This window comes from Paenibacillus sp. GCM10027630 (assembly GCF_042676305.1).
Lineage (GTDB): Bacteria > Bacillota > Bacilli > Paenibacillales > NBRC-103111 > Paenibacillus_S.
Genome location: NZ_JBHTGY010000057.1, coordinates 115,390 through 127,881, shown reverse-complemented (window position 1 = coordinate 127,881; position 12,492 = coordinate 115,390). Strand labels below are relative to the sequence as shown.

Genomic DNA, 12,492 nt, shown 5'->3' with positions numbered 1-12,492 from the left:
TTAGCCTTTTGTTTGTGTTTCAATGTATTAAACGCAGTGTCGTTTGAAAAGTTGCGCTCTTTGAAAAAAACTTTTTTAATTTTCTTCAAAGCGCTGTTTGCGAGTACCTTTCACCTTGTCTATCACTTTCGTGTGTCTCGCTCGCTTACAGGACTTAGTATACACCCGATCTATCACTTTCGTCATCACTCACTATTTTCCATCACGAATAAATACTCAAACCCGCATTACATAAGCATTTGCAGCCCTGATGCAGCTTTCAATAAAACAGTTAATGATTGGCCTCCTTCTATATATAACCGTCATATAAATGAATGAACCCCAAACCGAAACCGGCTTGGGGTTCATTCATTTATATATTTATTTCGTCATACGCGAGCGCGCACCCAGCATAACACGAACTTTTTGCAAAAATCTCAGAACCGGTTTTTTCGTTTGGCTGATGATGCCGATAGCCTCTGCTCCCAAAACCAGAATTGCAACAAGAACCACTATTAAGAGCACAACGCCCCAAATTACTTCTTTGTCAGACATATAAGACAAGAGAACAGCTGAAACTCCGAAAACAGAAGCGATACTGTATATGATTAACACGGTCAGCCTATGGCTGAAGCCCAATTGTAGCAAGCAATGATGCAAATGGCTCTTATCAGGCTTAGAAATAGGAAGCTTGTTAACCCAGCGTCTTAGGATAGCGAAGAACGTATCAGATAAAGGTACACCCAGTATCATAATTGGAACTAATAAGGACAATACGGTAGCTTGTTTAAAACCAAGAATCGATAAGGTTGCTAAGCTAAACCCAAGGAACAAAGATCCCGAATCACCCATAAAGATTTTAGCGGGATGAAAATTATAGAACAGGAACCCAACGATACTCCCTAGCAATATAACGCTCAGCAGCACAACCGTAACATTCCCCATCATTAAGGCTAAAATAAGAATTGTTGTTGTAGCTATACCAGACACACCAGCTGATAATCCATCCAGTCCGTCAATTAAATTAATTGCGTTAGTCACACCTACAATCCAGAAAATCGTAAGCGGGACGGCCAGCCAGGTCAAAGATATCGTCGAGTCGCCAAAAGGGACATTAACCAGATCAATCACTACACCCGAATATACAACAACACAGGCCGCGATAATTTGTCCGAGCAGCTTTACTTTGGGGGACAGATCAAATCGATCATCCAAAGCGCCTAAAATAACTATGATCGTTCCTCCAACCAATAAACCTAATGCCACATCCGTATTAACTGAGCTCATAGCTGGTGAAACTACAAAATAGGCTCCCACAAAGGCCATGAAAATAGCAAGCCCACCTAACCTAGGCATGATACGGCTATGTACCTTTCGATGATTAGGTGCGTCAACGGCACCCACCCAGAATGCAAAACGTTTAACTAAAGGTGTCATCAGGAGGGCAATCAAGCAAGCGGCAACAAAGCCAACTCCATACAATACGTTCATTATTATTAACACAGCCCCTTTTTCTATAAAAAGCCCCAAACATCTCAAATTATACTCGGTTTGAGCCCGTAATACCACCATCAATTTAAGTAAAAAAATGGGCTTTCGGGTTGTTTTCATAGTTATTTTCAAGGTTTCTGCAAGTTTTCTTTCTGTAGCTAACCTTAGAGTGCCGGATCGAGGTCTTGTTTATTCTCAAACAGCATTTATTTGAAAAAAGATGCAATTTGCTGGGCCGGCCTCTGCGCTTCGCTCTTCAAACGGTCGATAAGCGTCCGTTTCTCCTGCTGCCACGCTTCTCTTTCCTTCAACAATCGCAATGCTTCCGATACAACTGCCTCAGCACGGATCACCTTAGTATCAGCAGCAGCCTTCATATCGAGCCGGTTTAAAAATTGGTCAATCTTCGGATCATAAGAAATGCCGATCATCGGAACCTGCTGAGAAGCGGCATAGATTAAGGAATGCAGCCGCATCCCGATCAACAGGTGGCAGCGGCTGACTTCTGAAAGCATATGCTGTGGATGAATCACATTATTTGCAATCGTAATGCGATTATGGTGCTTAGAGTCCATAAGCCCAATTACATACTCCGAAGCCGCTGTATCGGAAGGAAGATGAAACGGCAGAAAACGAATATGCGCATCACTCTGCTCCAAAATCAACGCTAATGCTTCTGAAAGAACTTTTAGCTCTGAACGATCCTGATTCCAAAAGCGCAAGGAGACTCCTACAACAGAAGCTGCTTCTTGTGACAATCCCTCTGCTTGATGTCCCGAAGATGCTAGCGGCATCCCCATTACAGGATCAGGCACGACTATCACCTCTAGGGTGACATTCATTCGCTGCAGCAGCTGCTTTGACTCCTGATCACGTACGGATACAAATCTGCACCGATTAAAAACTCCCCGAATCCAGCTGAAAAACATAGGCCGATGAACAGGTCCGATCCCCTGCGAGTATATAAATGTCGGTTTGCCCAGCCATTGTGCAAGCTTGAGTATGGCTAGGTAATAAGGGATGGTTTTGAAGCCTGTTTCATCCTGCAGCAGGCTCCCACCACCGCTAATTAGCCCATCCGCACCTCGAATCGCCCTAATCAGCTCTCCAGGCTTCATTCTGTGTACTGCTTCAACACCGTAGGTTTTCTGCGTTTTGGCCGGATCAATGGACAGCACCACAGGAATAAATCGAATGCCCTGGGCCTGCCCTTGATCCTCCAATGCTAGCAGGATCGATTGAAGAACGGCTTCGTCACCGCTATTATCAAAACCGTAGTAGCCGGACAATACTATCCTTTTTGTAGCAATGGTGTCCAACGACGCCAACTCCTTGTAACAATCTCCCACGCTAAAATAACAACAATACCAATCGGTATCCCGAACAATAGACCATAAATATCACGTATAAAAGAAATCTGCAACGGTGTGTGGAGATGAGCGAATGTATCCACCATAGAGGCTTGTCCAATAACGCCGACCAACACAAGAAGCACAGCACTGCGGTATTTTACACATAAGTAAGCTCCTAGTAAAAATAACGGGTGCGCAATCAAAAATTCTTTGGTACGCGGGCGTATGCCGAGCGTATTCTCCAAAAACGAGCGGAACAGCTTTTCAAATGTAGAAGCTTGCCCCTCATTACCTGTTCTGGATAAGTAATAGAAGCCTACAGCCGCTATTACAACAGCTCCGATCATCCAAAGCACACTAATATAAGAAGAAAGAAGCTTTTTACCCTTGGCGAGCTTATCTTGATGCGATAAATCATCACTAAACAGCAGCCAGTAAATTGCGACTAAAACGATTGGAGCCAAATGTAAAGCACTTACGCCTCTAAACTGCTCCAGTACAAGAAAATAAGTAATCTGATTGAGCAGGCCTACGATAAAGCAGGCTCCCATTACTGAAATAAGAGAGGTGCGCAGTAAAAGCAGGATAGCGAAGCCCAACTGAGAGCCGGTCTTCTTCGCTTTAAACCTTTGCCGCGCTGTTCGAATTGCAAGCATCGTTGCTAAAGTAGGTGCGCTTGTCCCCGCGGCAAGCGCAAGTCCTTGCGCAAACAAGCTGGGCGAAAGTACATACAAGCCTGCAGATCCAATCATCCCTAATATGAAGACAAGCAGCGTGATTTCCGATATGAAATAAGAAATCGTCAGCGCAACTAGCGCAACGGCTCCTAGCCATACAAAACCTTTGGCAACTTGGAGCCAGCCTGGATACATAGGCACGAACTTCTCTGCAATTCCTATCGTGAACCCAGCTTCCTTAATACGCGGAATAGCTCCATCTTGACCATCTAGGCTATCATAAATAGCTTCCATGGGGTGAAGAATTTTTCCTTTGTCGAGATTTTTTACCGCTCTTGCATTCAGAAACACTATCCGGATGTTACGATCTTTTACCGCCAATACAAACCGGTCCGCAACTCCTTGGACGCGTTCCTTCAATTCCTGCTCGGTCAGGTTCTCCGTAAGCTTCTCGCCGTCTCTTTCGGTAAACGAATGCAGACGGACCACGTTATAGCCGAGCATCTTCGAAAGTCGGTTAAATCCTTTTTGCTGCGTTTTTTGCAATTCAATATTGGCTAATCCCATATTATGCTTCTTCATTAGTTCAGCCATGGTATCGATATTATCCAAGTTCTTATCGTTAATGTAACCTGGAACTGTCTCACCGTCGATAATAAATCTCTTGGTTCCATACTGTTGAAGCTGGGCTAACAGATTGTCCATACGTACGGCATCGAACGGCCTGCGGTTGGATAACCTAACGATAATTTGGAAACCTTGCTGCTTCAGCATTTGAAGAGAAATTGGATCAGGATCCATCGTTTGGAGCATGGCTTCTTCCTGTCCTATCTCGATAATCATTCCCGCCTGGTTCTTAAAGCTCCATGGACGCGTTTTTACTTTTAATGCAGAGAAGGTTTCCATTATTAGCGGCTGCAGCTTGTCCTGTGATTCCTTTTCAGCAAATAAGATGTAAGTAAAATTCTCATTAGGCGAAATCGGGATTTGAGTTAATGCCATTGCTTCATGAGAGGAGAACACCTCAATACGTCGGGACAACCTCAACTCTGAGAGCGTTGCCTCATATACAGCCATGGAACGCACACCTGCTTTTTGCAGCTGCTTCAACTGGTCCGTAACAAACGCACGCGGATCGGTTTGAAAATTGGAGATCTCGAGCAAGTCCCGATAATCGAATGCGAACTCTACTTTACGTGCTGTGTCTTCTTCTGTTTCATATCTGTTATAAGCTAAAGGAAGGGAGGCCAAAACCCCGAGGATTACAAGCCACCATAACCATTTTAAGCCTAACCGGTTCCATTGTAAGTAACGCCCGCTCAACATGCCCACTCCTAATTGTTATTATTGATCTACCCGGCTCATTACTACGTTTACCAGTCCATGAATCGCATCATCTGCCGCTTGTGCAGAGGCACCACACACAGCAAAATACACTTTAATTTTCGGCTCTGTGCCAGAAGGTCGCAAGCAGAACCACGAGTTGTCTGCAAGCGTATATTTCAATACATTTTCAACCGGCAATCCGTACAGCCCCTGCGAGAAATCTTCCACTTTAACGACCTGCTGCCCATTAATTTCAACAGGTGGGTTACTGCGCCAATCTTCCATAATCGCTTGAATTTGCTCGACCCCGTCTTTACCTTTCAAAGTCCGTGACTCCAGCTTTTCGAGGAAATAGCCATGCCGCTCATACAACTCCTGCAATACCTCATACAAGGTTTTACCTTGATTCTTATAATAGGCTGCGGCTTCACAGATTAACATAGAGGCAATGACAGCGTCCTTATCTCTCGCATAATTGCCGGCCAAATAGCCGTAGCTTTCCTCATATCCGAACAAAAATTCCGCTTCCTTCGTTGCTTCGAATTGCGTCATTTTCTCTCCGATATACTTAAAGCCCGTCAGCGTGTTTAAGGTTTCAACACCATAATGCTTTGCTACAGCAGCCCCCATCTCACTCGTTACAATTGTTTTTATAACAACACCGTTCTGAGGCAATGCTTTGCGCTGCTTTAAACTGCTTAGTAAATAGTCGACCATAATAGCACCCGACTGGTTACCGGTTAACACGAAATACTCCCCACTTGCGTCCTTCACAACGGCGCCCATTCGGTCGCAATCAGGATCTGTCCCGATAATGATGTCAGCATCAATCTGTCTAGCCAGGCGAATTGCAAGAGCAAAAGCTTCCTTTTCCTCCGGATTCGGTGACTTTACTGTGCTAAATTTGGCGTCTGGCAGCTCCTGCTCCGCTACCACACTTACTTGCTCAAACCCAATTGCTTGCAGCACTGCCCTTACCGATAAATTGCCTGCTCCATGTAAAGGGGTAAATACAATATGGAAGTTTTCGTTCATCTGTTTGACGATATCCGAATTGAGGCTAACCGCTGTAACAGCTTGGGTGTATGAATCATCAAGGTCCTGACCAATCCACTGAAGAAGCCCGCTAGACTCTGCTTGTGACCGAGTTTCCCGCTGCACATCAGAGAAAGATTGAACCTTCTGAATTTCAGCTATAACCTGCTCTGCTTGATCTGGCACCAATTGTCCGCCATCTGCTCCATATACTTTATAACCGTTATATTCCGGAGGATTATGACTCGCTGTAACCACAATTCCTGCATCTGCCTTCAAAGCTCTTACGGCAAAAGAGAGTTCAGGTGTGGGACGCAAAGATTCGAAAAGGTAGGCTTTAATACCGTTGCCTGCCAATACCTTGGCGGCTTCTAAAGCGAATTCCGGAGACTGATTGCGGGAGTCGTATGCTATAACCGCAGAGCGGCTGGTTTTCTGTGACTTATTAATAAATTGCGCGAGACCTTGCGTCGCTCTTCCAACCGTATATAAATTAATACGATTCGTACCTGCCCCTATAACCCCACGAAGTCCCCCTGTACCAAACTCAAGGTCACGATAGAAACGATCCTCAATTTCTTTGGGTTCGCCAGCAATATTTTTTAGCTCCAATTTGGTGTGGTCATCGATGGCTGGGTCGTTCATCCATAGCTGATATTGTTCCTGAACTCGAATCTCTATAGTCATGATCTAACTCCCTTATCCCATTAGATTTTTTGGTGTTTCCAAACACGGCTATATTAATGCCAAGCAATTATTGCAACACTTATTATTTAGGATCGGAAAGAGCAAACATCAATTCGCCTTCTGCCACTACTTTATCTCCGACTTTAGCCACTGCCTGTCCTTTACCGATTGGGCCTTTCAAGCGAGTAATAGTCACCTCAAGAATTAAAGTATCCCCTGGAACAACTTGTCCTCGGAAACGAAAATCATTAATTCCTGCAAAAAAACCTAACTTCCCGCGATTCGCTTCCAGAGACAGCATAGCAACGCTACCCACTTGTGCTAAAGCCTCGACTATAAGAACACCTGGCATAACCGGATAGGACGGAAAATGTCCTGCAAAGAACGGCTCGTTAATCGTTACATTCTTCAAGCCTGTTGCTTTTACCCCTGCCTCCACCTCCAAAATTCGATCGACTAGCAAGAAAGGATGACGATGTGGTATTATCTCTTGAATCTGTGTTGCATCTAACATTGTTAAATGCTCCTTTCGCGGTTTAGTATAAAATCTGTCCATTCAACTTACACTAGGGGTATCCCTTCTGATCTGCAGTAAAGAAGGTTGATATAAGGGAGCTTATGTACAGAATTGCCCAGAGTGGCGAGCTGGACCTAAGCTCTTTTTAAATTAACAGCACATTAAATCACAAGAACAACGTTTGTCTGGGAATTAAGGCTCATGTCGGAGAAGCTCTCTTCCTTAGCAGGCTTTTAAGTTAAAGCAAACTATCCTTGCATTACGACTAGGCATTTTCACTCTCGTTTTTGTTGAGGCTTTTAAATTGAAAGATGTAAATAAACGAAGTTAGAAAAGAAATAATGATTACGATCCATAAGCACGCAATTGCATAGGGAAATTCGAAGATAATTAGAAGGATAGCCAGATAATACAGTACAGTTGTCAACTTACCCATTACATTAGCAGGAACCGTCTGCTTCCCCCGGAAATGAAAGAAGGCCGAGCCAACTATCATACCCGCATCACGCAGAAACATAGCTGCCGCCGCTTCCCAGGGTATCATCTTGGAAAACACAAGCGAGAGGATGACTGCTATCATCATTGTCTTATCGGCCAATGGGTCCAGCATGCTGCCTAGTTGCGTTATTTGTCCCCGCTTCCGTGCAAGATACCCGTCCAGCACATCTGTTAACCCTGCCAACAACAAAATGAAAAAAGCTGTCTTAATATAACCGGCTTCAAATACAAATAAATACATGGGAATGAGGAAAAACCGGCATATCGTTAATAAATTGGGCAGGTTCCACATCTCTTTTTGTCTCCCCCCATGTAAATTGGGTATACATCCCATCCTTACATTATAGCGTTGTTAGGGCAAAAATAAAACTCCCTGCCCAGGGAGTTCGAGTGTTTCTATTTTGTTACGCAAATACCAAGTCATATAAGTGGCGCCATGTTTCAATTTCATACACGTCTTCCAATGGACGTTTACCTATATAGACGTAACCCATTACTAATCCGACAGCAAGCGCCGCTATAGACAGCAGGGGAATACCTACCCATTGGGCTATCAGCCAGATCGTTCGTCTCCGCTTTTTAGAAGACGGAGCCTTAGTCTTTTTCTGTTCCGTTTCCGCCATACCTACCTACCTCACTTCAATCGTTCCGTTAGCCGCTGCGCAAGTTATTCGCAAGGCCCATCATCGTATCCGAAGAAGTAATTGCACGTGAATTTAACTGAAATGCGCGCTGCACTTGCAGCAAATCCGTCATTTCATCGGCCAGTGTAACATTGGAATTTTCCAAGAAGCCCTGTCTCACCAGTATCGGGTCAACTATATTATTGTTCGCGTCAAGGGTCTGCAGCACTTCTTCACGGTTAGCGATACCATCCGGTAAATCATATAGATTATCACCTATCTGCTGCAATACTTGTGGACGAATAACACGTACCATTTTAATTTGCCCTATATCTATCGGTGGCGCTAGCTTGTCGATCTCGCTATAGGCAAGAACTTTGCCATCTGTTTGAAATTGCACACGGTGATCTACAGGGACGCGAATGGGTTTGTTGTCTATGTCCACCACATATTGACCATCCTTTGTAGTTAAAAACTTATCACGGTTTGCCGGATCTGTCGAAGGGGACAGTTGAAACGAGCCGTTCCTTGTCCAAATCGTATGCGGCACCAAATTGTTATTGACATCACGTGTAAAGCTATTGATTTCAAACAAGCCGTTACCTTCAATAGCAAGATCCAAAGGACTTTGCGTTGCTTGCAGGGAGCCTTGCGCCATGTTCAACTGAGCCTGCACGAGCCTAGAACCCCATCCTTGGTTATATCCTAGTGGAGATAGCCGGCCTTCCTTCTCAAAACCCCTTGGCTGCTGTTTTACACTGGTTAGCACGTCTTGAAACGATGCCTCCTTGCGCTTGTAGCCTGTTGTATTAATATTAGAAATATTATTGGATAACATATCCAGCTTTTGCTGCAACGCATGCATGGATACAGATGAATTAATCATCGAATGGTTCATAATAGCCTCCTGAGAGCTTGCGGTTTACCTTGCAAAAACCAACTCGTAAGATCGTACCGTTATTTATACGCGGCCTACATCGTTAGCAACCTTGTCCATACTTCGATCATAATATTGTACGACCTTTTGGTTGGCTTCATAAGCCCTCATTGCAGACATCATATCTACCATCGATTGACTCGAGTCTACATTCGACCGTTCCACAAATCCTTGCCTTACTTCTACTTGATCCGTAACATCAATCGCACGCGCCAAGCCTTCTTCACCCGCATTGAGGCGGTAAAGTCCATTACCTTCACGTACCAGATGATTCGGATTTTCGATACGGCTGACAAGCAAGCTCATCGGCTCATTGTTGGCATTTAGTATAAAAATTCCATCCGAGTTCGTAAGCTGTCCTTGCTTGGTAATATGAAAATTACTGATGGGGGTCCTAGTCGTTGGATCCAACAGCAAGATAGGCTGTCCATCTCTGCCCATTACCCGGTAACCGTCAGCCGTAATTAATTCACCATTTGTATCTACGGAAAATTTACCGTTCAGTGAGTAACGCTGTTCGCCATTCGCATTTTCAACCGTAAAAAAGGCTTGAGGCTGAATAATACGCTGGCCGTTGGCATCGATATACTTTCCGGAAGCATCGAACGTCGCCCCCGGTACTTGAATGTTAGAAACAAGCGCGAAGTCGAACGGGTTATACGTTTCTTGAATATCACCCTGCGCATGGACGGATACATTTTCCTCCGCCATAACACCGGTATTCAGACGACCGACGGGAATGGATGCTCCCTCACCTTGACCGCTGCGAACTCGGGAGATCAGCATTTCCGGAAATGAACGGTTCAATGCGTTCCCTTGCTTAAATCCCGGTGTATTCACGTTAGCAATGTTGTTCGTTACAATATTATGCTTGCGCTGTTGTGAAATCATTCCTGATGCAGCAGTATATAGGCCTCTTAACATATAGAATAGAATCCTCCCCGACGGTCGGCGGTTAATTGTATTTTAGTCGAATTAAAACTTGCGCTTCGAAACCTTATCCAGGTTGTCCAACATAATCCCGGTTCCTTTAACCACACAATGCATGGGGTCCTCTGCGATCAGGACAGGCACCTTAAGCTCGTCCGCCAGCAGTTGATCAATGCCGTGCAATAAAGCTCCACCACCTGTAAGAATGACGCCGCGATCAATGATATCCGCAGATAATTCCGGAGGTGTACGTTCCAGTACTGTCTTAGCCGAAGCCACAATCGAGGAAACGGGATCCCACAACGCTTCATAAATCTCTTCTGAATTGATGCTAATTGTCAACGGCAATCCGCTCACCATATCTCTGCCGCGTATATCCATCGTTTCTCTGCGGCCATTCGGATACACAGTTCCGATTCTGACCTTAATATCTTCTGACGTCCGCTCGCCGATCAACAATTTATACTTGCTCTTAATGAATTTCATAATGGCCGAGTCGAACTTGTCCCCCGCGACTTTAATAGAAGAGGAGGTGACGATATCGCCCATTGACAAAACGGCTACATCCGTCGTACCTCCACCAATATCTACAACCATATTGCCGCTTGGCTGGAATATATCCATGCCCGCACCAATGGCAGCAGCCTTAGGCTCCTCTTCCAAAAACACCTCGCGCGCCCCGCTCCGTTCAGCCGCTTCACGAATCGCCTTCTGTTCCACGGACGTAATGTTAGTCGGAGCGCAGATCAAAATTCTCGGGTGACTGTACCACCGCTTGCCTCCTACCTTGTTTATGAAATGCTTAAGCATAATTTCCGTAATTTCAAAATCAGCGATAACGCCATCCCTCAATGGGCGAGTAGCTATGATATTCCCCGGCGTTCTTCCCACCATGCGGAATGCTTCCTCGCCCACAGCCAACACTCGCTTCGTATCGCTTTCAATAGCGACAACAGACGGCTCATCCAGAACAACTCCGCGCCCCTTCACATGAATCAGGACGTTCGCTGTCCCCAGATCGATGCCTATATCCTTGCTTAACATTAAAAAGTTCCTCCCTAAACAAAACCGTCCATTCCTAAAAAAAGAAGCGGTACTCCAATTATTATCGTTATTTAAGTAAATTCGCTATTAATTTGCAAAATCCTCTTTTTTCATCCTTTTTTTTCGACAAATATCGCTTCCTTCTGTCGGTTTGGATCGGTAAGGGGGAATACCATCAGAACTTATACCTTACTTAGCTGTCACCAACTTCTCTTGTGCTTTAGGATTGCGTGTCTTCCGATACTTAATCTTCGTAGCTTCCCCGCCCCGCAGGTGGCGAATCGATTTGTGATACTCCAAAATGTGCTTCACTTGATTAGCCAAATCCGGATTTATCTCAGGCAATCTTTCGGTTAAGTCCTTGTGCACCGTACTTTTGGAAACACCGAATTCTTTCGCGATTGTGCGAACCGTATGCTTCGTTTCCACCAGGCAACGTCCGATTTTAATGGTTCGCTCTTTGATGTAATCGTGCACTCCCCTCGCCTCCCTACTCGAGTTAGTTTGGTACATTATATGAGGGGCGTTTACTTATATTCTTTGTTTCCAAGCGTGACAAGCTTTATAAGCCACAATTATTTTCAAGGACAAGCAATAAATGCATGATTTTATACAAAAAAAGAAGGAGCGCCTATACGCTCCCGCTTGTAACTCTGCTTAAACTTAATGCTCAGCGAAGAACTGCTCCGGGTTGACGGATGCTCCGTTCTCCCCTTGCCTTACTTCAAAATGAAGGTGTACGCCTTGATCTTTTTCCAGTTCATTGCGTCCAGCCTTGGCGATAACGTCGCCTTTCTTCACATCAGCGTCTTTAGCAACCTTTATTTCCGCCAAGCTCTGATACACAGTTACGAGACCGTTACTGTGCGTAATTTCAACCAAATTGCCAACAACCGGATTTTTCTCCACTGTCGTGACTTTACCGCTCATCGCAGCTTGTACATCAAACACAGAATTGTCATGCTTCGCAAAATCCATTCCCATGTGCGGTGTAAAGGTGTCTCCATACTCAACCATTGCAGCTTGGCGCACTTCATTGGATGCTTTACTATCGAAGTACGGTAGAATTACATCCAGCTCACCTTTTTCCTTAAACGGCAGTTGCATTGTCTCTGTAACGGTATTAACAGCTACTGACTCCGGCTTCATAACATTATTCGTTACTGTGGTAGACTTGCCATCCAAGCCCAGTTCACCATTAAGAGCCGACTTGCCGGCATCCTGGTATACCCACATTAACGTTAAGATAATTGCCGCAGCTGCCATGTACGTTGCAGGAAAAACCCATTTCTTTGCCAAAAATCGTTTCCAAGAAAAAGCTGGATTGCCTTGCACTCCCTCGTTAGATTTAGGAGCCTCTTCATTGTTCTGTAAATCTCTTTTTTGATCATTCATA

Annotated in this window: 12 protein-coding genes; all 12 read right to left on the bottom strand. The window is 44.8% G+C overall.

Translation table 11 applies throughout. The features are described from left to right. Positions 1-360: 360 nt before the first annotated feature. The 12 genes from ACFQ0C_RS28370 to ACFQ0C_RS28315 all read right to left on the bottom strand — a co-directional run bounded on the left by ACFQ0C_RS28370 (position 361) and on the right by ACFQ0C_RS28315 (position 12,491). Positions 361-1,470, bottom strand: coding sequence for an MraY family glycosyltransferase (locus ACFQ0C_RS28370; protein ID WP_379371685.1), 1,110 nt, complete (start codon positions 1,468-1,470; stop codon positions 361-363). Positions 1,471-1,676: 206 nt separating this feature from the next. Beyond that, the gene (csaB, locus tag ACFQ0C_RS28365; RefSeq protein ID WP_379371683.1) at positions 1,677-2,789 is read right to left on the bottom strand and encodes a polysaccharide pyruvyl transferase CsaB; all 1,113 of its coding nucleotides are present in this window, start codon (positions 2,787-2,789) and stop codon (positions 1,677-1,679) included. Then, complete coding sequence (locus ACFQ0C_RS28360; RefSeq protein WP_379371681.1) at positions 2,762-4,825, bottom strand: DUF5693 family protein; 2,064 nt, start codon at positions 4,823-4,825, stop codon at positions 2,762-2,764. Before ACFQ0C_RS28360 ends, csaB begins: the two co-directional genes overlap by 28 nt. 18 nt (positions 4,826-4,843) lie before the next feature. Further along, positions 4,844-6,547, bottom strand: coding sequence for a phospho-sugar mutase (locus ACFQ0C_RS28355; RefSeq protein WP_379371679.1), 1,704 nt, complete (start codon positions 6,545-6,547; stop codon positions 4,844-4,846). 82 nt (positions 6,548-6,629) lie between these two features. After that, positions 6,630-7,061, bottom strand: coding sequence for a 3-hydroxyacyl-ACP dehydratase FabZ (fabZ, locus tag ACFQ0C_RS28350; protein ID WP_258213934.1), 432 nt, complete (start codon positions 7,059-7,061; stop codon positions 6,630-6,632). Positions 7,062-7,329: 268 nt separating this feature from the next. Further along, on the bottom strand, positions 7,330-7,854 hold the full coding sequence (locus ACFQ0C_RS28345; protein ID WP_379371676.1) for a CDP-alcohol phosphatidyltransferase family protein: 525 nt from the start codon (positions 7,852-7,854) through the stop codon (positions 7,330-7,332). Between the two features lie 112 nt (positions 7,855-7,966). Further along, entirely contained in the window at positions 7,967-8,185 is a 219-nt protein-coding gene (locus ACFQ0C_RS28340; RefSeq protein ID WP_258213932.1) for a DNA-directed RNA polymerase subunit beta, read from the bottom strand. A 28-nt stretch (positions 8,186-8,213) separates the two neighbouring features. Next, positions 8,214-9,083, bottom strand: coding sequence for a flagellar hook-basal body protein (locus ACFQ0C_RS28335; protein WP_379371674.1), 870 nt, complete (start codon positions 9,081-9,083; stop codon positions 8,214-8,216). A gap of 63 nt (positions 9,084-9,146) precedes the next feature. Then, positions 9,147-10,046, bottom strand: a complete 900-nt coding sequence (locus ACFQ0C_RS28330) for a flagellar hook-basal body protein (RefSeq protein ID WP_379371672.1) — start codon at positions 10,044-10,046, stop codon at positions 9,147-9,149. A gap of 51 nt (positions 10,047-10,097) precedes the next feature. Then, entirely contained in the window at positions 10,098-11,096 is a 999-nt protein-coding gene (gene mreB, locus ACFQ0C_RS28325) for a rod shape-determining protein (protein WP_171653271.1), read from the bottom strand. A 189-nt stretch (positions 11,097-11,285) separates the two neighbouring features. Then, on the bottom strand, positions 11,286-11,573 hold the full coding sequence (gene spoIIID / locus ACFQ0C_RS28320; protein ID WP_133233977.1) for a sporulation transcriptional regulator SpoIIID: 288 nt from the start codon (positions 11,571-11,573) through the stop codon (positions 11,286-11,288). A gap of 186 nt (positions 11,574-11,759) precedes the next feature. Further along, positions 11,760-12,491 (bottom strand): peptidoglycan DD-metalloendopeptidase family protein, encoded by a 732-nt coding sequence (locus ACFQ0C_RS28315; RefSeq protein ID WP_379371669.1) that lies wholly within the window; start codon positions 12,489-12,491, stop codon positions 11,760-11,762. Position 12,492: the final 1 nt, after the last annotated feature.

Excerpts from the sequence above, each read along its gene's own strand:
- ACFQ0C_RS28345 (WP_379371676.1), bottom strand. The coding sequence starts at position 7,854 with ATGTGGAACCTGCCCAATTTATTAACGATATGCCGGTTTTTCCTCATT.
- ACFQ0C_RS28330 (WP_379371672.1), bottom strand. The coding sequence starts at position 10,046 with ATGTTAAGAGGCCTATATACTGCTGCATCAGGAATGATTTCACAACAG.
- ACFQ0C_RS28315 (WP_379371669.1), bottom strand. The coding sequence starts at position 12,491 with ATGAATGATCAAAAAAGAGATTTACAGAACAATGAAGAGGCTCCTAAA.
- fabZ (WP_258213934.1), bottom strand. The coding sequence starts at position 7,061 with ATGTTAGATGCAACACAGATTCAAGAGATAATACCACATCGTCATCCT.
- mreB (WP_171653271.1), bottom strand. The coding sequence starts at position 11,096 with ATGTTAAGCAAGGATATAGGCATCGATCTGGGGACAGCGAACGTCCTG.
- ACFQ0C_RS28370 (WP_379371685.1), bottom strand. The coding sequence starts at position 1,470 with ATGAACGTATTGTATGGAGTTGGCTTTGTTGCCGCTTGCTTGATTGCC.
- ACFQ0C_RS28335 (WP_379371674.1), bottom strand. The coding sequence starts at position 9,083 with ATGAACCATTCGATGATTAATTCATCTGTATCCATGCATGCGTTGCAG.
- ACFQ0C_RS28355 (WP_379371679.1), bottom strand. The coding sequence starts at position 6,547 with ATGACTATAGAGATTCGAGTTCAGGAACAATATCAGCTATGGATGAAC.
- ACFQ0C_RS28340 (WP_258213932.1), bottom strand. The coding sequence starts at position 8,185 with ATGGCGGAAACGGAACAGAAAAAGACTAAGGCTCCGTCTTCTAAAAAG.
- ACFQ0C_RS28360 (WP_379371681.1), bottom strand. The coding sequence starts at position 4,825 with ATGTTGAGCGGGCGTTACTTACAATGGAACCGGTTAGGCTTAAAATGG.